The sequence below is a fragment of the Janthinobacterium sp. PSRC1-1 genome (assembly GCF_049897525.1).
GTDB lineage: Bacteria > Pseudomonadota > Gammaproteobacteria > Burkholderiales > Burkholderiaceae_D > Janthinobacterium > Janthinobacterium tructae.
Window position 1 is genome coordinate 263,786 of record NZ_JAFCWK010000001.1, and the last position, 19,944, is coordinate 283,729.

At 62.5% G+C, this 19,944-nt stretch carries 18 protein-coding genes; 9 read left to right on the forward strand and 9 right to left on the reverse strand.

The window, feature by feature from the left end; all coding sequences use genetic code 11:
• Positions 1 to 66: 66 nt before the first annotated feature.
• A complete protein-coding gene (locus tag ACP7DW_RS01190) occupies positions 67 to 1,683 on the reverse strand; it encodes a GMC family oxidoreductase (RefSeq protein ID WP_426053737.1) in 1,617 nt (538 codons plus the stop codon).
• Between the two features lie 151 nt (positions 1,684 to 1,834).
• Between ACP7DW_RS01190 and ACP7DW_RS01195 the strand changes: the two genes are divergently transcribed.
• Positions 1,835 to 2,671 (forward strand): IclR family transcriptional regulator, encoded by an 837-nt coding sequence (locus tag ACP7DW_RS01195; protein ID WP_426053736.1) that lies wholly within the window; start codon positions 1,835 to 1,837, stop codon positions 2,669 to 2,671.
• Here ACP7DW_RS01195 and ACP7DW_RS01200 read toward each other — a convergent pair.
• The 6 genes from ACP7DW_RS01200 to ACP7DW_RS01225 all read right to left on the reverse strand — a co-directional run bounded on the left by ACP7DW_RS01200 (position 2,668) and on the right by ACP7DW_RS01225 (position 10,759).
• Positions 2,668 to 3,894: a 6-phosphofructokinase gene (locus ACP7DW_RS01200; RefSeq protein ID WP_426053735.1), complete on the reverse strand. Its 1,227-nt coding sequence runs from the start codon at positions 3,892 to 3,894 to the stop codon at positions 2,668 to 2,670. The two genes, ACP7DW_RS01195 and ACP7DW_RS01200, sit on opposite strands and share 4 nt — an antisense overlap.
• Positions 3,895 to 4,009: 115 nt before the next feature.
• Positions 4,010 to 6,046: a prolyl oligopeptidase family serine peptidase gene (locus tag ACP7DW_RS01205; protein WP_426053734.1), complete on the reverse strand. Its 2,037-nt coding sequence runs from the start codon at positions 6,044 to 6,046 to the stop codon at positions 4,010 to 4,012.
• A 109-nt stretch (positions 6,047 to 6,155) separates the two neighbouring features.
• Positions 6,156 to 8,204: a sodium:solute symporter family protein gene (locus ACP7DW_RS01210; protein WP_426053733.1), complete on the reverse strand. Its 2,049-nt coding sequence runs from the start codon at positions 8,202 to 8,204 to the stop codon at positions 6,156 to 6,158.
• Positions 8,201 to 8,515: a DUF4212 domain-containing protein gene (locus ACP7DW_RS01215; RefSeq protein WP_426053732.1), complete on the reverse strand. Its 315-nt coding sequence runs from the start codon at positions 8,513 to 8,515 to the stop codon at positions 8,201 to 8,203. The genes ACP7DW_RS01210 and ACP7DW_RS01215 overlap by 4 nt, the downstream gene beginning before the upstream one ends.
• Positions 8,508 to 10,040 (reverse strand): sensor histidine kinase N-terminal domain-containing protein, encoded by a 1,533-nt coding sequence (locus ACP7DW_RS01220; RefSeq protein WP_426053731.1) that lies wholly within the window; start codon positions 10,038 to 10,040, stop codon positions 8,508 to 8,510. Before ACP7DW_RS01220 ends, ACP7DW_RS01215 begins: the two co-directional genes overlap by 8 nt.
• Positions 10,037 to 10,759 carry a response regulator gene (locus ACP7DW_RS01225; protein ID WP_426053730.1) on the reverse strand — a complete coding sequence of 241 codons (723 nt, stop codon included), beginning with the start codon at positions 10,757 to 10,759 and terminating at the stop codon, positions 10,037 to 10,039. The genes ACP7DW_RS01220 and ACP7DW_RS01225 overlap by 4 nt, the downstream gene beginning before the upstream one ends.
• Positions 10,760 to 10,999: 240 nt before the next feature.
• Between ACP7DW_RS01225 and recA the strand changes: the two genes are divergently transcribed.
• The 7 genes from recA to ACP7DW_RS01260 all read left to right on the forward strand — a co-directional run bounded on the left by recA (position 11,000) and on the right by ACP7DW_RS01260 (position 18,085).
• Positions 11,000 to 12,100 (forward strand): recombinase RecA, encoded by a 1,101-nt coding sequence (gene recA, locus ACP7DW_RS01230; RefSeq protein WP_071075324.1) that lies wholly within the window; start codon positions 11,000 to 11,002, stop codon positions 12,098 to 12,100.
• A gap of 227 nt (positions 12,101 to 12,327) precedes the next feature.
• Positions 12,328 to 12,783, forward strand: coding sequence for a recombination regulator RecX (gene recX / locus ACP7DW_RS01235; RefSeq protein ID WP_071075325.1), 456 nt, complete (start codon positions 12,328 to 12,330; stop codon positions 12,781 to 12,783).
• Between the two features lie 95 nt (positions 12,784 to 12,878).
• A complete protein-coding gene (locus ACP7DW_RS01240) occupies positions 12,879 to 14,417 on the forward strand; it encodes a class I SAM-dependent methyltransferase (RefSeq protein ID WP_426053729.1) in 1,539 nt (512 codons plus the stop codon).
• A gap of 139 nt (positions 14,418 to 14,556) precedes the next feature.
• A complete protein-coding gene (locus tag ACP7DW_RS01245) occupies positions 14,557 to 15,267 on the forward strand; it encodes a DUF2889 domain-containing protein (RefSeq protein ID WP_426053728.1) in 711 nt (236 codons plus the stop codon).
• A 75-nt stretch (positions 15,268 to 15,342) separates the two neighbouring features.
• Complete coding sequence (gene sucC / locus ACP7DW_RS01250) at positions 15,343 to 16,512, forward strand: ADP-forming succinate--CoA ligase subunit beta (protein WP_099761992.1); 1,170 nt, start codon at positions 15,343 to 15,345, stop codon at positions 16,510 to 16,512.
• A 13-nt stretch (positions 16,513 to 16,525) separates the two neighbouring features.
• Positions 16,526 to 17,407 carry a succinate--CoA ligase subunit alpha gene (gene sucD / locus ACP7DW_RS01255; protein WP_071075329.1) on the forward strand — a complete coding sequence of 294 codons (882 nt, stop codon included), beginning with the start codon at positions 16,526 to 16,528 and terminating at the stop codon, positions 17,405 to 17,407.
• Between the two features lie 213 nt (positions 17,408 to 17,620).
• Positions 17,621 to 18,085, forward strand: a complete 465-nt coding sequence (locus tag ACP7DW_RS01260) for a pilin (RefSeq protein WP_426053727.1) — start codon at positions 17,621 to 17,623, stop codon at positions 18,083 to 18,085.
• A gap of 21 nt (positions 18,086 to 18,106) precedes the next feature.
• On the opposite strand, the gene ACP7DW_RS01265 is transcribed toward ACP7DW_RS01260, so the two are convergent.
• On the reverse strand, positions 18,107 to 18,829 hold the full coding sequence (locus ACP7DW_RS01265; RefSeq protein WP_426053726.1) for a flagellar brake protein: 723 nt from the start codon (positions 18,827 to 18,829) through the stop codon (positions 18,107 to 18,109).
• A 163-nt stretch (positions 18,830 to 18,992) separates the two neighbouring features.
• Between ACP7DW_RS01265 and ACP7DW_RS01270 the strand changes: the two genes are divergently transcribed.
• Positions 18,993 to 19,373: a DUF6713 family protein gene (locus tag ACP7DW_RS01270; protein WP_426053725.1), complete on the forward strand. Its 381-nt coding sequence runs from the start codon at positions 18,993 to 18,995 to the stop codon at positions 19,371 to 19,373.
• On the opposite strand, the gene moaC is transcribed toward ACP7DW_RS01270, so the two are convergent.
• A complete protein-coding gene (gene moaC, locus ACP7DW_RS01275) occupies positions 19,374 to 19,880 on the reverse strand; it encodes a cyclic pyranopterin monophosphate synthase MoaC (protein ID WP_298402556.1) in 507 nt (168 codons plus the stop codon).
• Positions 19,881 to 19,944 lie beyond the last annotated feature (64 nt).

A 19,944-nucleotide genomic window follows, 5' to 3' on the forward strand; every position in this document is an offset into this window, starting at 1 on the left:
GGTCATTGGAGGCGGGGCCGTCTGCCCGCCGCTGGCATCCTCCTTGCCGGGAATGGAATGGGTGGGTCAGGCGGCCCGCGGCAGGCGCACGGCGTCCGCCAGGATCATGTCGGCCGCTTTTTCGGCGATCATGATGGTGGGCGCATTCGTATTGCCCGAGACGATTTCCGGCATGATCGACGCGTCGACCACGCGCAGGTTTTGCATGCCGTGCACGCGCAGGCGCTCATCGACGACGGCCATGGCGTCGTGCCCCATCTTGCAGGTGCCGCTGGGGTGGTAGATCGACTGGCTGAAGCGCCGCGCCGCGTCCAGCAGCTGCGCGTCCGTCTCGAATTGCGGGCCGGGCACGAACTCGGAAATGATGTGCGGCGCCAGCGACGGGGCGGCGGCGATTTTTCGGGCCACGCGCAGGGCGGCAATCGCCGTCTGCTGGTCGCGCGGGTCGGACAGGTAATTGGGATAAATGCCCGGGTAGGCGAGGGGATCGGCGGACTTGATCGAGACGTGGCCACGGCTGTGCGGGCGCAGCTGGCACACGGACGAGGTAAACGCGGAAAACGGATGCGCGCCTTCGCCCGGCTTGTCTGCGCTCAGCGGCTGCATGTGGAACTGGATATCGGGCCGCTCCACCTCGGGAGAGGATTTGGTAAACACCGTCACCTGGCTGGCCGCCAGGGTGAGTGGGCCGGAGCGGGAAAACACATATTGCATGCCCACCCACAGCTTGCCCCACAGGCTGTTGACTTCATCGTTCAGGGTTTTCAGGCGCGTCTTGAAGACCAGGCGGATTTGCAGATGGTCTTGCAGGTTCTGTCCCACGCCGGGCAAGTCGTGCACCAGCGGCACGCCCACCTCTTCCAACAGGGCACGCGGCCCCACGCCCGAGCATTGCAGGATGTGCGGCGAGCCGATGGCGCCCGCGCATAAAATCACTTCGCCGCTGGCGCGCGCCTGGCGCAGCTGGCCATCCTGCCGGTATTCGATGCCGACGGCGCGCTTGCCCTCGAACAGTACGCGCATGATGTGCGCGCGCACTTCCACGCGCAGGTTGCTGCGCTTGCGGGCGGGCCGCAAAAAGGCTTTCGCCGTGCTGCAGCGCAAGCCCTTGCTGGCCGTCTGCTGGAAGTAGCCGACGCCTTCCTGCGTGGCGCCGTTGTAATCGGCATTGAAGGGGATGCCGCTTTCCGTGGCGCCGGCAATAAAATGCTCGGCGATGGGGCGGCGCAGGCGCAGATCCGACACCTTGAGCGGGCCGCCCACGCCGTGGTAGTCGCTGGCGCCGCGTTCCTGGTCTTCCGATTTTTTAAAGTAGGGCAGCACCTCGGCATAGCTCCAGCCTGCGTTGCCCAGTTCGGCCCAGCGGTCGTAGTCTTCCTTCTGGCCGCGTACGTACAGCAAGCCGTTGAGCGAGCTGGAGCCGCCCAGCACCTTGCCGCGCGGCCATTGCAACTGGCGCCCGGCGATGCCGGCGTCCGCTTCCGTGCGGTAGCACCAGTCCAGCCTTGGGTCGTGCATGGTCTTGAAATAGCCGACCGGCACGTGTATCCAGGGATTGTTGTCCTTGCCGCCCGCTTCCAGCAGCAATACCTGATTGTTGCTGTCGTGCGACAGGCGGTTGGCCAGCACGCAGCCGGCCGAACCGGCGCCGACGACGATGTAATCGTAGTGTGTTTGTGACATGGTGCTTGTCTCCTGCGTTTGCGGTATCGCTTGCCTTTGCGGGCGATTTTTGCGATACACTGGTCTTTTATTTGATGTTTTGGAACGTCTGGTTCCATTTATAAAAGACGTGCAGCGCCGGGACAAGCGGAAACAGCCGCATACGCGAGAGGTGAAACAGAACATGCAGGATGCGTTTCAAAAACGGCCGGGTGAGGCCGAAGAGGGTGGTCAAGTGGCGGCCAGCCATGGCGACGAGGCGCGCGGCTTGCGCGTGCTGCGCCTGATCGAGCACCTGGCCAGCGCCAGCCAGCCCTTGACCCTGTCGCAGCTGGCCGCGCGCATGCAGGTGCCCAAGGCCAGCATGATGCGCCTGCTCGATACGCTGGAACAGCACGGCTATGTGTTGCGCACGCCCGTGGGACGCGGCTATGTACCCGGTGCCGCGTCGACCAACCTGGCGCTGGCGACCTTGCGCAACAATGCCCTGATCCGCGTGAGCCGCAGCATCCTGGGCAGCCTGGTGGCGGCCACGGGCGAAACGTGCAACCTGGCCATTCCCGAGGGTAACGCGATCGTGTATGTGGACCGCGTGGAAACGCAGGAGCCGCTGCGCCTGCACCTGGTGCTCGGTACGCGCGCGCCCATGCATTGCACGGCCAGTGGAAAACTATTCCTGGCACACATGACCTTGCTGGAGCGGCGCGCATTGCTGGCCATGCTGAGCCTGCAGGCGCGCACACCGAACAGCATCACGGACCCCGTGCTGCTCGAGCGCGAGATCGTGCGCATCGCCCGCCTGGGCATCGGCATCGACGACGAGGAATTCGTGCACGGCATGGTGGCCGTGGCCGTACCCATCTGCGCGGCCGACGGTCGCATCGTGGCGGCCGTCGCCTGCCACGCGCCCGTGGCGCGCAAATCCGTGGAGCAGCTGCTGCAGCATGTGCCACAGCTCAAGGAAGCGGCCGTGAAACTGCGGCCGCTGCTGCTGGCCGAGTCCAGCTAGGGTTTCAGCACCTTCGCCACTTTTGCCGCGCGCAGGCGGAACGCGTCGGGCATGCCCGAGCCCAGCAGCGGGCGCAGATACAGCCGGAAAGCATCGGTCACGTCGGTGCCGCTGGCGCTGATGAACTCGTCTTCCATGGTGCGCGTCCTGCCCGCCACGTCGGAGAGGGGCAGCAGCTCGTAATCGACGGAATAAAAGCCCGTGCGCTTGATGGCGACGGAGCCGTCACGCTCGCCCCACATGGCGAACTGCACCGCCTTTTCTCCCACTTCGCGCGCTTCGCGTTGATCGACGTCGGAGACGCAGCCGATGAAGGAGCGTTGCAGATAGCCGAAGGTATCGCCGCGCACGCGCTTGATGCCCAGTTTCGCCTTGATTTCGTCGCACAGCAGGTCGGCCAGCGCGCCCGTGCCGGACAATTGCACGTTGCCGTGCGCATCGCGTTCCACCTCATTGCCCACCTGTTTGGCCAGCAGGCTGGCGATCGGTTCGCCCGAAGCATCGTGGATGCCTTCCGAGACGGCGATCACGCAGCGGCCATACTTTTCATACGTGGCTTTCACGTCGGCAAGAAATTGCTCCAGCACGAAGACGCGCTCGGGCAGGTAGATCAGGTGCGGGCCATCGTCGGGGAACTTCTTGCCCAGCGCCGAGGCGGCCGTCAAGAAGCCCGCGTGGCGGCCCATCACCACGCCCACGTACACGCCGGGCAAGGCCGCGTTGTCGAGGTTGGCGCCAGCGAACGCCTGCGCGACGAAGCGCGCGGCCGAGGGAAAGCCGGGCGTGTGGTCGCTGCCGACCAGGTCGTTGTCGATGGTTTTCGGGATGTGGATGCAGCGCAGCGGATAGCCGGCCTTGTGCGCTTCCTCGCTGACGATGCGCACCGTATCGGACGAGTCGTTGCCGCCGATGTAAAAGAAATGCTCGATTTCGTGCGCGCGCAGCACTTCAAAGATTTGCTGGCAGTAGGCAATATCGGGCTTGTCGCGCGTGGAGCCGAGGGCCGACGAGGGCGTGGCGGCCACCAGTTCCAGGTTGTGGCTGGTTTCCTGCGTCAGATCGACGAATTCCTCATTGATAATGCCGCGCACGCCGTGCAGCGCGCCATACACGCGCGTGACATGTTGAAAGCGCCGCGATTCGAGCACCACGCCCACCAGCGACTGGTTGATGACGGCGGTGGGGCCGCCTCCCTGGGCAACAAGAATTTTTCCAGACGGCATGGGATTTCCTTGTAAGTGAACGGCCCTCCAGCCTACTCCTTTTTGGCCGGCGCGCCGTCTTTTGCAATATGCCTGTCGAGAAATTTCTCCACCCTGGCCCAGAAGTCGATGCGGTTCAGGGCGTGGCGGCGGGAGCGGCGGCACCGGCGGCGCTGGCCGGGCCGATACTGCGCGCCAGTAGCTTCTCGGCGCGGCTCCAGAAATCGACATTGTTTTTTTGCAGCGCCCAGCCATGGCCTTCCTCGTTATACAGCACCCATTCGACGTTGGGATTGGTCTTGCTGACGGCCTGGTAGAACAGGCGGCCCTGGCTTGCCGGCACGCGCTGGTCCGCGCCGCCATAGCCGAGCAGCAAAGGCTGCCGGATGCGGGCCGCCTGCTGCAGCGGCGACGTCGCATGCAGTTGTGCTGCATCAAGTACGGCATCGCCGACCATGTCCTTCATGCCGCTCTTCTTGTAGGAGTCGGCCAGTTCGGAATCGCCCGTCCAGTGCCCGTCACGCATCATGTTGATGTCGGTCACGCCCACCCAGTTGATGCCGCACTTGAACAGCTCGGGATCGTTCAGCAAGCCCATCAGCGTGGAATAGCCGCCGTAGCTGGCACCGGCGATGCAGATGCGTTGCGGGTCGGCATAGCCCTTGGCGATGGCCCAGCGGGCGCCATCGGCGATATCGTCCTGCATCTTCAAGCCCCATTGCTTCCAGCCCGCCTTGTAGTGTGCATCGCCATAGCCGGTACTGCCGCGGTAGTCCGGCTCCAGCACGGCGTAGCCGCGCGAGGCGAGGAACTGGGTTTCACGGTTCCAGTCCCAGTGGCCGCCGCGCACCCAGGGGCCGCCATGTACCATGACCACCATGGGCAGGTTCTTGCCGGCGTGCCCCTTGGGCAGCGTCAGGTAGGCCGGGATGTCGAGGCCATCGCGGGCCGGGTAGCGCACCAGTGTCTTGCGCGACATTTGCAGGGGATCGATGGCCGGGTGGCTGCTGCCGACAGGCATGAGCTGGCCCGTTTCGGTATTGAAGATGAGTACGCTGGCCGGTTGCACGTCAGAACTGGCCATTACCAGCACGAACGGCGTCTCCGCCCGCTTGGCCACGGACAGGACATTCACCGTGGCTGGCAGCAGCGCGTCGATCTTGGCCTGGACGGCGTCGAGCGTCTTGTCGAACCAGACCGTGCCGGCGGCATCCGTTTCAAAGCGCATGCCCAGCAAGGCCTCGCTGCCCTGGACGGGGATGCCGGCAAAATCGTAGCCGGGCGTGTTCGCCAGCGGCGCGCCCTGGATGGCGCCGGCGGTCAGGTCGTAGCGGTACACGGCGGCTGCGCCCTTGTAGGCGGCATGCACATAGAAGTTGCCCTTGGCATCGAAGAAGGCGGGCGAGAAGTCGCCCGGCGCCGCCTGGTACACGTCGCTCTCGCGCAGCTTGCGCCAGGGGGCGGCGGCATTCTCGCGGTAATACAGGGTGCGTTTGTTGTCCTTCACCGCCAGGGCGATGCGCACTTCGCCCTGCTGGTCCAGCAGCCATCCCTGGGCATCGGCCATGCTGGCGGCCACCTTGCTGATGCCGGTCACGGTATTGAGGCGCAGCAATGATTGCGAGAGGGTGCCGGTGGTGCTGAACTGGGCTTCCGTGACATATACGTCGTCCGTGCCGCGGTCGCCGCTGGCGCTGAGCAGCCGCGTATTCCAGCTCAGCATCTCGCGCGTCTTGCGCGCCGCTGTGCGCGAATAGGTGTTGCTGGCCAGCTGGCGGTAGCCGCTGCCGTCGATATTGATCGCATACAGGCCAGGTCCGTATTGCACGTCGCCCTGGGCGATATTGCGATCCATCACGCTATACACGATGCGCCGCTCGTTGACCCAGGCGATGCTGCTGATATCGGCGTCTTCGAACGAGGTCAGGCCCGCGACCTTCATGCTGGGCAAGTCCACCGTGTAGAGCTGGACCCGACCGCCCTTGGCGCTGACCAGCACGGCCACGTGGCGCCCGTCCGGCGACAGCACGGCGCCGCTGAGCGTGGCATTGGCAAAGAAATCGGCGGCCGGAATCGCCGCTGCCGGCGTCGCCGATGCGGCGGCATGGGCCGGCATGCTGATGGTGCTCGATAACAAGGCTGTAAGGGTAAGGCAGGCAAGGCTGGACCGCATGGACACTCCGCATCAAGTTGCAAGATATAGTATTCATTTTGAATACTATTTCCACTAGGCTATCATTTACGGCGATTTTTAGCGAGGCCCGTCCGGTGTTTTCACGCCATTATTCCGGCGCACGGATATGCTCGACCAGCCCCACGCTGCGGCGTCCCGGCGCCGGTGTCAGCCAGCTGACCACGATGGCGGCGGCCAGGCCGGCCGGCACGCCGAAGATGCCGGCGGAAATGGGTGCGATATGCAGCCATTGGCCGTCCGGGGTGCCGCCCAGCATGGTGCTGGTATGCAGCATGTAATACAGGCACACGCCAAAGCCGGCCAGCATGCCGGCCAGCGCGCCCTGGTAATTGGCGCGTTGCCAGAAGACGCCCAGCACCAGCGGCGGGAACAGGGTCGAGGCGGCCAGGGAAAACGCCACGCCCACCAGCGACAAAATGTCCGCCGGCTTTTGCGAGGCCGCATAGGCGGCGATGAAGGCCACGGCCAGCAGCAGCAATTTGGAAATCGTCACGCGCTTTTGCGTCGAGGCGCTGGGATCGACCACCTTGTAATAGATATCGTGTGACAGGGCGTTGGAAATGGCCAGCAGCAAGCCGTCCGCCGTCGACAGGGCGGCGGCCAGGCCGCCCGCCGCCACCAGGCCGGAAATCACGTAGGGCAGGCCGGCGATTTCGGGCGTGGCCAGCACCAGCACGTCGGCATCGATGGAAATTTCCGCCAGTTGCACGATGCCGTCGCGGTTGACGTCGACGATGCTGATCAGGGGACTGAGCTTGTCCACATTGGCCCAATACGACACCCAGGTGGGCAGGTTCGTGTATTGCGTGCCCACCAGTGCCGAGTAAATATCGTACTTGACCAGCACGGCCAGCGCAGGAATCGTGAGATAGATCAACAGGATGAAAAACAGGGCCCAGAAGACGGAGACGCGCGTTTCATGCACGGAGGGCGTGGTGTAGGATCGCATGAGGATATGCGGCAGGGCGGCCGTGCCCAGCATCATGCAAAACACGAGGGCCAGGAAATTGTTGCGCTTGATGTCGGATTGCTCGCGATCGGCGGCGGGAAACGGCTGCGCGTGCGGAATGATGGGTTCGGCACGTTTCTGGTTTTGCGCCTGCGCCGCCTGCCACAGCACGCGTGCCTCGTCCGGGCTTTTCGGATAGGCGATCAGGGTGCGCTCGGCGTTGCGGATATCGAACAGCGAGGTATTGCGCTGGCGTAAATGATCGAGCTGGCGCTGTGCCGCCAGCCGGCCTTGCTCCCAGGAACCGGGCAAGCCGGCGATGCGCTCCTGGTAGCTTTGCGCGCGCTGGCGGAAGATGGCCCGCACTTCGTTTTCTTTCGGGTCCGTTTCCAGCACGTGTTCGCGCGCGCTCAGTTGCGGCAGCACCTTGCCGTAGGCGATCTGCGGCACGGGATTGTCCGCATGCTTGACCGACAGCCACATGGCGGGAATCAGAAAGGCGACCAGGATGATGATGTACTGCGCCACCTGCGTCCAGGTGATGGCGCGCATGCCGCCCAGGAAGGAGCAAACGAGGATGCTGGCCAGGCCCAGGAAGATACCGACGGAAAAATCCACGCCCGTGAAGCGCGAGGCGATCAGGCCGACGGCGTAGATCTGCGCCACCACATACGTAAACGAGACGATGATGGTGGCGGCCACGGCCACCACGCGCACGCTGGCGCCGCGTTTGTCGGTGCCGCTGCCGTAGCGGGCGGCGAGGAAGTCGGGAATCGTGTACTGGCTGAACTTGCGCAGATAGGGCGCGATCAATAGCGCCACCAGGCAATAGCCGCCGGTCCAGCCCATGATGAAGGCCAGACCGTCGAAGCCGTTCAGGTACAGGCCGCCGGCCAGGCTGATGAAGCTGGCGGCCGAAATCCAGTCGGCGGCCGTGGCCATGCCGTTGAACATGGCCGGCACCCGGCGTCCCGCCACATAGTATTCGGTGACGTTCGAGGTGCGGCTGATGACGCCGATGGTGGCGTACAGGGTGATGGTGACCAGCATGAACAGGTAGCCGATCCAGGCGCGCGGCATGCCTTCCTGTTCCAGCACCGACAGGGCCAGCAGGAAGGCGGCGAAACCGGCGGTAAACAGCAGGTAGTAGCGGCACAGCCGCGCAAAGAAGCTGCGCTGGCCGCTCATGTTTGCTCCTCGGCATGAAAATCCCGGTCCAGCTGTCGCATGCGCCAGGCATAGAAGGCGATGATGGCCAGATATACCAGCGAGGCGCCCTGGGCCGCCATATAGAAGGGCAGCGGCCAGCCGAACAGGTTCAGGTGCAACAGTTCACGCGCATAAAACACGGTCAGGAAGCCCGTCAGCAGCCAGATCAGCAGCAGGATGGCCGTCAGGCGCCGTGTCTTGTGCCAGTGCACGTCGCGGCGCGCCTGCAGCTCGGGGCTGGGCGTGCGCGCCGGCCGCGCGGGGGGAGCGCTTGGGCTCGGCTTATCCATACGTGATGTCATCCTCTTCTGGCGCCTCCGGCAACAGCAGGGCAATGCTCAGGCGCAGCAGGGTGCCCGGCAGCTTCGGCGACTGCGCGCGCGGATTGTTAAAAATATCGACTTCGGCGCCATGCTGCTGGGCAATCTCGCGCACGATGGCCAGGCCCAGGCCGCTGCCGTCGACATTGCTGCCGAGAATGCGGTAAAAGCGTTCGAACACGTGCGCCCGCTCGGCCTGCGGTATGCCGGGGCCCGTATCCTCCACTTCCAGGATGGCCAGTTCCAGGGTGCTGCGCACGCGCACCGTGACGCTGCCGCCGGCCGGCGTGTAGCGCAGGGCATTGTCGATCAGATTACTCAGCAGTTCACGCAGCATCATGGCATTGCCGGAAATCATGATCGAATACGCGGGCTGCTCGAAGCCCAGGTCGATATGCTGGGCAAACGACGCTTGCACCCAGTCCTGCACCACGCCGCGCGCCAGTTCGCTCAGCTCGATCGGCTCGAACGCCGTGCCTGCCTGCGGCTGGTTTTCCGCGCGCGCCAGGGCCAGCAGCTGGTTGACCAGGCGCGTGGCCGCTTCCGAACTTTTCGCCAGCTGCAGCAGCGAGCGGTGAATCTCGTCGTGGTCGGTCTGGCGCAGGGCCAGCTCCGATTGCATGCGCATGCCGGCCAGCGGTGTTTTCATCTGGTGGGCGGCATCGGCGATGAAGCGTTTCTGCATGTCGATCGACAGCGATAGCCGCGCCAGCATCTCGTTGAGCGAACCGACCAGTGGCGTGATTTCCTCGGGCACCTGGCCCGATTCGATGGGGCTCAAATCGTCGGGTGGCCGGGCGCGTATGCGCTCCTGCAATTGCGCCAGCGGCGACAGGCCGCGCGCCAGGGCAAACCAGACCAGGGCCAGGATCACGGGCAGGATGATGAACTGCGGCAAGATCACGCCCTTGATGATTTCATTGGCCAGCTGGGCGCGTTTTTCCAGCGTCTCGGCCACTTGCACCAGCGTGCGGCGCGGTTCGTCGTCGCTACCGGACGGCATGTCGAGATAGGTAAACGCCACGCGCACGGGCGTGCCGTGGATGGTGTCATTGCGAAACAGCACCATGCCGCTGCGGTATTTGTCGGGGTCTTGCGGCGGCGGCAAGTCGCGGTCGCCGTCGAGGTATTCGCCGCGCCCGCCCACCACCAGGTAATACAGGGTGTCGACATCGTCGCCGCGCAGGAAGTCGCGGCCGCTGCGGTTCTTGTCCGGCACGCGGCGCAGCAGCGCGCCGTCGGCCTGCTTGACCTGCTGCGTCAGCACCGTCACGCTGTCCTCCAGCGCATGGTCGAACGGTTGATTGGCGATGCCCTTGGCCACCAGGTAGGTGATGGCGATGCTCATCGGCCACAGCAGCAGCAAGGGCGCCAGCATCCAGTCGAGGATTTCGCCAAACAGCGAATGCTCGATGGTGTCATCCTGCTCCGTGGTGGGCGGCTCGAACCAGTCGTCGTCGTCCACCTCGTCCGCTGGCGCTTCGCGTGCCTTCACTTGCTGGCCGGGCCTGCCGCCTCGCCCGCTTCGGCGTTCAGGCGCGCCGCTTCCGAGTATTTTTCCAGGCAATAGCCGAGGCCGCGCACGGTGGCGATGCGCACGCCGCCCACCTCGATCTTCTTGCGCAGGCGGTGCACATACACCTCGATGGCGTTGTTCGACACTTCTTCGCCCCATTCGCACAGGTGGTCGACCAACTGCTCTTTCGAGACGAGGCGGCCGGTGCGGCCCAGCAGGATTTCCAGCAAGCCCAGTTCGCGCGCCGACAGGTCGAGCATCTGGTCGTTGATGTAGGCGCTGCGCCCCACCTGGTCGTAGCTGAGGGGGCCGTGCTTGATGACGGTGGCGCCGCCGCCGGCGCCGCGGCGCGTCAGGGCGCGCACTCTTGCCTCCAGTTCCGACAGGGCGAACGGCTTGGCCATATAATCATCGGCACCGAGGTCGAGGCCATTCACGCGTTGTTCGATGGAATCGGCGGCCGTCAGGATCAGCACCGGCAGCAGCGAGGCGCGCGCGCGCAGGCGGCGCAGCACCTCCAGGCCGGACATCTTCGGCAGGCCCAGGTCGAGGATCAGCAGGTCGAATTCCTGGGTGGACAGGGCCGTATCGGCCTCCTGGCCGGTCTTGACGTAGTCGATGGCATAACCGGACTGGCGCAGCGAGCGGGTCAGGCCATCGGCCAGCACGCTGTCATCTTCGGCAAGTAAAATACGCATGGTGCACTTCCTATGCTTGCGACGGTAGAAGCTTGTATTGTGTTTCATTTTCCGCAAGGTGGCGAATTTTTGTGAAAAACAGGCTTGTATTGATCTGTTTCAAAACAAATCCACGTTCCGCTTGCATTGATCACTGTTTTTTTATACAGTACTGTCTGTGTAAAGAATTTAACCCACTGGCGCTATCGCAGGCTGCAGGATTCAACTGGATTCGCAACTGTAGAACGGCTGAAAGAACATATGGACGATAAAAAAGCTGTAGTACCCGCATCGGAAAAAGCCAAGGCGCTCGCCGCCGCACTGGCGCAGATCGAGAAGCAGTTTGGCAAAGGTTCGGTCATGCGCATGGATGCCAGCGCGGTGATCGAAGAAGTGCAAGTCGTGTCGACCGGTTCGCTCGGCCTCGATATCGCGCTGGGCGTGGGCGGCTTGCCGCGCGGCCGCGTGGTGGAGATCTACGGTCCTGAATCGTCGGGTAAAACCACGCTGACCCTGCAAACCATTGCTGAAATGCAAAAACTCGGCGGCACGTGCGCCTTTATCGATGCCGAGCACGCGCTCGACGTCGGTTACGCGCAAAAGCTGGGCGTGAACCTGCACGAATTGCTGATCTCGCAACCGGACACGGGCGAGCAGGCACTGGAAATCTGCGACGCCCTCGTGCGTTCGGGCAGCGTCGACCTGGTCGTCATCGACTCCGTGGCCGCACTGACGCCACGCGCCGAGATCGAAGGCGACATGGGCGACTCGCTGCCAGGCTTGCAAGCGCGCCTGATGTCGCAAGCCCTGCGTAAATTGACCGGTTCCATCAACCGCACCAATACCCTGGTCATCTTCATCAACCAGATCCGCATGAAGATCGGCGTGATGTTCGGTAGTCCGGAAACGACCACCGGCGGCAATGCGCTGAAATTCTACGCCTCCGTGCGCCTCGATATCCGCCGCACCGGCTCGATCAAGTCCGGCGATGAGGTGATCGGCAACGAAACCAAGGTCAAGGTCGTCAAGAACAAGATCGCGCCACCGTTCAAGGAAGCGCACTTCGACATCCTGTACGGCGCCGGCACCTCGCGCGAAGGCGAAATCCTGGACCTGGGCTCGGATGCCAAGATCGTGGAAAAATCCGGTTCGTGGTACAGCTACAACGGCGAACGCATCGGCCAGGGCAAGGACAACGCCCGCGCCTTCCTGCAAGAGCGTCCGGCGCTGGCCCGCGAAATCGAAAACAAGGTCCGCGCTTCGCTGGGCGTGCGCGAACTGCCGCCGCTGGCTGCTGAAAAGCCGGAAAAAGCGGATAAAGCCGCCGACAAGGCTGCCAAGGCGGAAGCCAAGCCAGAGTAGGTCGGATTAGCGCGGCAAAGCCGCGCGTAATCCGACAACGCCACAGACGTCAACAATGTTGTCGGATCAGACGCCAACAATGTTGTCGGATTACGGCCCAAGGGGCCTAATCCGACCTACGCGTGGCTTGCCGCAAGGTAGGACCCTGATCGCCGTCCCGCGCTGTTGCGCCGGGCGGCGATTGTGTTTGGGTGCTGTGATCGTGGAATGAAAGACAAGGTGGGTGTATGGCTGCAGTACAACTAAGCCTGAAGGGCAGGGCGCTCCGCTTTCTGTCGATGCGTGAGCATAGCCGCATGGAATTGCGGCGCAAGCTGCAGCGGCATGCGCAGGAAGGCGATGATGTGGAAGCCTTGCTCGACAGCCTGGAGCAGGCCAACTGGCTGTCGCAGGAGCGCTTTTCGGAATCGCTGATCCACCGCCGCTCGGCCCGTTTCGGCAACAGCCGCATCATGGCGGAATTGCAAAGCCATGGCATAGGCGGTGAAGCGCTGCAGGAACTCAAGGCGGGCCTGGCTGAAGGCGAGACCGCGCGCGCCTGCGAAGTGTGGCGCCGCAAATTCGGTGTAGTGGCGCAGGATGCCGAACAGCGCAACAAGCAGGTGCGCTTCCTGATGCAGCGCGGCTTTTCGCAGCGCGCCGTGCAGGTGGCCTTGAAAGGCCTGGAGCCCGACGACGAGTAATATTGGTTAACTTGACAGCAAGGATCAGTTATTCTGCCCAATTGCTGCTGCGCATGTTGCGTCCCAGCTTTTTGACTTGATATACGGGACACCTGATGAGCGCTTGGCATGCCGGCTACACGGCCGAAACCGCATACACCTACGGCTATTACACGGAATTGAACCCCTTGCGCATACAGTTGTTGCTGCTGAGCTGGGGCATACAGCCGCCAAAGGTCAGCACCGCATGCGAACTCGGCTTTGGCCAGGGCGTGACCGTCAATATCCATGCCGCGGCGTCCGGCACACGCTGGTATGGCACCGATTTCAATCCGGCCCAGACCGCCTTTGCGCAGGAACTGGCCGACGTTTCCGGCAATGGCGCCGTGCTGTCGGAGCAATCGTTCCAGGATTTTTGCGCCCGCAGCGACCTGCCTGACTTCGATTTCATCGCCCTGCACGGTATCTGGAGCTGGATCTCGCCGGAAAACCAGGCGCATATCAGCGACTTCCTGGCGCGCAAGCTCAAGCCGGGCGGGGTGCTGTATATCAGCTACAACACGCAGGCGGGCTGGGCGGCGATGGCGCCGATCCGCGACCTGATGGAGCAGCACAGCCGCGTGATGAGCGCGCCGGGGCAGGATTCCCTGACGCGCGTGGGCAGCGCGCTATCGTTCGTCAACCGCATGATGGAGACCAAGCCGCGCTACCTGCTGGCCAATCCCAGCATCGCCCTGCGGCTGCAACAGATTGGTGAGCAGGATCCGAATTATCTGTCCCACGAATACTTCAATCATTACTGGCAACCGGTATCGTTTTCGGCCATCAAGCCGGTGCTGGCTGCGGCCAAGCTCGAGTTTGCCGGTTCGGCCGCCTACCACGATCATGTTGCCCCTCTCAATTTCTCGCCCGAACACCTGGCTTTCCTGGCGCAGATTCCGGATGCCACTTTCCGCGAGAACACCGCCGATTTTCTGCTGAACCGGCAGTTTCGCCAGGATTACTGGGTCAAGGGCAGACGCAAGCTGACCGCCCACGAACAGGCCGCCGCACTGCACGCCGTACGCATCCTGCTGGTGGCGCCGGTCGGGCAGATCACCATGACGGTGACGGGCGCCTTGGGCGAGGCCGATCTGGACCCGGCCGTGTATGGCCCCCTGCTGGAGCTGCTCGGTGACGGCAAGCCCCATACCATAGCCGAACTGCAACAGCGTTTTCCCGCCTACCTCGCTGACCTGGGCAGCCTGCTGCAGATGCTGCTGGTGCTGGCCCATAAAGCCTGCATATCGCCGGTGCAGGACGACGCCGCGATCGCGCTGGCGCGGCCGGCCACGGCCAGGCTGAACCGGCATCTGCTGGAAAAGGCCCTGGGCCGCACCGACCTGGCCGCATTGGCCAGCCCGGTGACGGGCGGTGGCGTCGGTGTGTTGCATCTGCAACAGTTGTTTCTGCTGGCCAGGCTGGAAGGGCATCAGGAGGTCGACACCTGGGCGGCATTTGCCTGGCAGGCTTTGCGCGCACTGCAGCAAACCATGGTGCGCAATGGCACAGTGCTGACGACGGACGAAGACAACCTGGCCGAACTGGCCGTGCAGGCGGAAAGCTTCCGCGTCACCGTGCTGCCCATCCTGCAGGCGCTGGGCGTGGCCGATTGATGCTGATGCCGAAGTACCTCGCGGCATGACAATGGTAGTGATTTTTATGATATCAATCATTTGTTTTGTGAATGACTTCATGAAAATCACTGTTTTCTATTTATAATTTGAAATGTTTTTAACGATGCAATGAAAAATTATGTTGCGGCGCAACCTGCGCGCAATGTGCTACACTTTTAGGGTTTTTGCGGCGCCGCAGGTGCGGTTGCTGTTCGTAGAAGCTGCGAACGGCGTGCTTTATGCACATGGCTGCTTACTAAATTTTGGCCGCGCAAGCGGCATCGGTCTTATGCCCCTGTCAACTCCCGTATCCCGGCGCGCCCTACGGCACTCCCGCGTTATCGACGTCCAAGCGTATGTGCGCGACGACGGCCTGTGGGATATTGACGCCCGTATCACCGACATCAAAAGCTATGACGCGACCCTGGCCTCTGGCCCCCGTCCCGCCGGCACTCCCCTGCATGACCTCCATTTACGCATTACCGTCGATCGCGAACTGACCATCGTCGAGGCCGAAGCCGCCTCCGATGCCGTGCCCTATCCCGGTTTTTGCGATACCATCGGCCCCGCTTACCGTGCGCTGATCGGTTTGAATTTATTGAAGAATTTCCGCCGCGACTTGAAACAGCGCCTGGCGGGAATCGCTGGCTGTACCCATTTGACCGAACTGGCGCAAGTCTTGCCGACTGCGACGGTTCAGGCATTTGCCGGCGATGTCTGGTCGACCCGTGACGGTGAGAATGCTGATTTGTCGCATGAAAAGCCGTTTCAACTCGACAAGTGTCACGCCTTGCGCACCGATGGCGGGGCAGTTGCACAGTACTACCCGCGCTGGGTAGCCAAAGCGTGACCCCGGCGCTGTATTTCCTGTTTTTTTGCACCACTAACCGTATTTTTACAAATCAGTATCAGAAGGGAAGCCAGCATGAAAATCCATGAGTATCAAGCCAAAGAAATCCTCCGGCAATTCGGAGTGACGGTACCACGCGGCATTCCGTGCATGTCCGTCGACGAGGCAGTCAAGGCCGCGGAAACCCTGGGCGGCCCGGTATGGGTCGTCAAGGCGCAGATCCACGCAGGTGGCCGCGGCAAGGGCGGCGGCGTGAAAGTGGCAAAATCGATCGAACAGGTCAAAGAATACGCTGACCAGATCATGGGCATGCAGCTGATCACGCACCAGACCAGCGCCGAAGGCCAGAAGGTCAACCGCCTGCTGGTGGAAGAAGGCGCCGACATCAAACAAGAACTGTACGTTTCGCTGGTCACCGACCGCGTGACCCAGAAAATCGTCCTGATGGCGTCGTCCGAAGGCGGCATGGACATCGAAGAAGTGGCCGAGAGCCACCCTGAGAAGATCCACCACGTCACCATCGAGCCTAGCGTCGGCCTGACCGATGCCCAGGCAGACGACATCGCGGCTAAAATCGGCGTGCCTGCCGGTTCCATCGCTGACGCCCGCGTCAACCTGCAAGGCCTGTACAAAGCGTACTGGGAAACCGATTGCTCGCTGGCCGAGATCAACCCGCTGATCGTCACCGGCAGCGGCAAAGTCATCGCCCTGGACGCCAAGTTCAACTTTGACCCGAACGCCCTGTTCCGTCACCCGGAAATCATCGCCCTGCGCGATCTGGACGAAGAAGATCCAGCTGAAATCGAAGCGTCGAAATTCGACCTGGCCTACATTTCGCTCGACGGCAACATCGGCTGCCTGGTGAACGGCGCCGGCCTGGCCATGGCCACCATGGACACGATCAAACTGTTCGGCGGCGAGCCAGCCAACTTCCTCGACGTCGGCGGCGGCGCCACGGCAGAAAAAGTGACCGAAGCGTTCAAGATCATGCTGAAAAACCCAGGCCTGAAAGCCATCCTGGTGAACATTTTCGGCGGCATCATGCGTTGCGACGTGATCGCCGAAGGCGTCATCGCCGCGGTGAAAGCCGTCTCGCTGAACGTACCGCTGGTGGTGCGCATGAAGGGCACCAACGAAGATCTGGGCAAAAAGATGCTGGCCGATTCCGGTCTGCCTATCATCGCAGCCGACACCATGGAAGATGCAGCCAAGAGCGTCGTTGCCGCTGCTGCCGGTCAAGCTTAATTAAGGAATCAACATGTCCATTCTGATCAATAAAGATACCAAAGTCGTTACCCAAGGGATCACCGGCAAGACCGGCCAGTTCCACACCCGCGGTTGCCGCGACTACGCGAACGGCAAAGCTGCCTTCGTGGCAGGCGTGAACCCGAAGAAAGCCGGCGAAGACTTCGAAGGCATTCCTATTTTCGCTAGCGTCACCGAAGCGAAACAAGAAACCGGCGCCAACGTTTCCGTGATCTACGTGCCGCCAGCAGGCGCGGCAGCGGCGATCTGGGAAGCTGTCGAAGCGGAAATGGATCTGGCCATTTGCATCACCGAAGGCATTCCTGTCCGTGACATGATGGCCTTGAAAGACCGCATGGCCAAGTCGGGCAGCAAAACGCTGCTGCTGGGCCCTAACTGCCCAGGCTTGATCACGCCAGACGAAATCAAGATCGGCATCATGCCAGGTCACATCCATAAAAAGGGCCGCATCGGCGTGGTATCGCGTTCGGGTACCCTGACCTATGAAGCAGTCGGTCAACTGACCGCACTGGGCCTGGGCCAATCGTCGGCAGTCGGCATCGGCGGCGACCCGATCAACGGTCTGAAGCACATCGACATCATGAAGATGTTCAATGACGATCCAGATACCGACGCGGTCATCATGATCGGCGAAATCGGCGGTCCGGACGAAGCCAACGCGGCGTATTGGATCAAAGACAACATGAAAAAACCGGTCGTCGGCTTCATCGCTGGCGTGACCGCTCCTCCAGGCAAGCGCATGGGCCACGCCGGCGCGCTGATCTCGGGCGGTGCCGATACGGCACAAGCCAAGCTGGAAATCATGGAAGCTTGCGGCATCACCGTGACCAAGAACCCGTCGGAAATGGCGCGTCTGCTGAAAGCCATGCTGTAATTTCAGCCTGGTTCACGCAGCACAAAAAAGGAGCTTCGGCTCCTTTTTTTTGTCCGCAAGACAGGCCGCTGCCCGGCCCGGGCCGACGCAACTGGTCCGAACCTGCCCAAAAGTGTCGCTTTTCTTTCCACGGTTGCCGCCGCTGCCCGGGCGCGCCGCTGGCATGGCGCTTGCACCGTACCAGCCGTGAGCAATGCACCATGGGAGAAGACGATGCGCGCGCAGAGCGGATTTACCCTGATAGAACTGATGATCGTGGTGGCCATCGCCGGCATCCTGGCGGCCGTGGCCATTCCCCAGTACGGCGACTATACGATGCGGGCCAAGGTCGGCAACGTGCTGGCGGCGGCCGCACCGCTGAAGACCGCCGTGGCCCTGTGCGTGCAGGAAAACGGTGGCACCGCTACCGCCTGCAGCACGCCCACCGAGGCCGTGCCCAGCGCCATCCCCGTGTTCAGTGCCACGCGCGAAGTGGCCAGTGCCAAGGTCGATAAGGGCGATATCGAGCTGACCCTGGCGGGCGACCTGGGCAGCGGCTTGGGCGGCCAGACGGTGAACATGGAGCTGCAGCTCGGCACCAGCAGCCTGAGCTGGTTCAACAGCACCAGCGTGACGAATCCTGTGGCCAAGGAGGCGATTACCCGCAGCAATATTCCCAAGGTGGTGGCGACGCAGTGAGCGGCGCCTGGCGCGCCCGTGTCAGACGATTTTTTGCCGGTCCGCGATCAGCGCTTCATAGGTGAGGTTTTGCAGCAAGGTGTAGTGGGTCGGTTCCAGGTCGATGAATTGCACGCCATACGTATAGATTTCGGCGACCTCGGCCGCCTTGCCATTCGACGGCTTGCCCACGCTGACGTTCTGGATGCGTGCGCGCGTATTGACGCGCATCTGATGCTGGTTCGGCTGCACCAGCAGGGTAAAGCTGAGCGCGACGCCCTCGTCGTCCGGCGTGAGCATGCCGGGCGCCTCGATCAGCGCCCCCGAGACGCTGAGGTTGACGATGAACACGGGCACGGCCGCCACGTCGCGGTAGCTCAGCTGCGCCGGAATGTCCACTTTCACGCGCATGGCCGTGCGCAGGCTGGTGCCCTGGATGGCGTCGGGAAAGCTCAGGTGCACATAATTGAGGGGGCGGCCAAAGATGCGCAGCACGCTGCAGGCAAACGAACACACGGTGACGCCGGAAAACACGCGGATGGTCAGCTTGTCGCCTTCGTTGAGCACGATGGACGCACCGTTTTCCATGGGGATCTTGACGATCAGGTACTCGTCTTTCACGTAGCCGATCAGGGTCGAGAAATGCTGGATCGGTTTGATGGTGCGATGCGTGATGAACTGGATGCGTCCCCCCACCTGCAGATTCATCGCCTCGAATTCGAAGTCCTGGAGCTTGCTTTCCGCGGCGGGCTTGTTGCTTGTCATGCGATGCTCATCTCGATATTGTCGAATCGCAGTATGCATGATTTCTTGATGAAAAAGCACCTATATCAATGAAATTCATAGTCGCATCGAAAAATGCCCTGTGCGCGTGCCGGCACACGGCTCTGGCTTTACAATTGCTTCAATATTGACGAATGTAAATCTTATGCCGCGCAGCTACTTCTGGACCATGTTGTTCCTGATCCTGCATCAAATCGACGCTGCCTACTGGAAAGAGTGGGAGATGTTTCATGTGCCGGGCGGCGTGCAGGGTTTCCTGGTGTTTAACCTGGCGGCGATTGCCCTGGTCCTGGTCGGTTACCGGCACGTGCTGCTGGCCACCCCGCGGGCGGCCCTGTACGCTTGTGTGTGCGCCGCGCTGGGCGTGGGAACGTGTCTGATCCACGCCGGTTTTGCGCTGGCCGGGCTGCAGCAATTCCACCTGCCCTTGTCGATCGCCATCATCGTGCTGTGCCTGGCCAGCGCCGTCTGGCTGCTGTGCGACGTGCGCCGCGTCCTGAGCCAGCGGGCGCGCCAGGCAGCATAGTTACAGCTGTGCGTGCCAGTCGCCCGACTTGCCGCCATGCTTTTCCAGCACGCGCACATTCGTCATGACCATGCCGCGGTCGACGGCCTTGCACATGTCGTAAATCGTCAACAGGCCGATCTGCACGGACGTCAGCGCCTCCATTTCCACGCCCGTCTTGCCGGTCGTATCGACCTGGGCGCGGCAGTGCACGCTGTTGGCCGCTTCCTCCACTTCAAAATCGACGGTGACGCGCGTGAGGGCCAGCGGGTGGCACAGGGGAATCAGGTCGCTGGTGCGCTTGGCGCCCATGATGGCGGCGATGCGGGCGATGCCCAGCACGTCGCCCTTTTTCGCATTGCCGGAAATGATCAATGCCAGGGTGGCGGGCTGCATGCGGATGGTGCCGGCGGCCACGGCGCTGCGGCGCGTGTCTTCCTTGCTGCCCACATCGACCATATGGGCCTGGCCCGTGGCGTCGAAATGGGTCAGTTCTCCGGCGGGGGCTTGCTTGTCTGCTGTTGTCATGGCGTCAAAATAGGTGAGGAGTGGGGCGCGGCACGCGTGGGAATGGTCGCCGCTAACAAGGTAT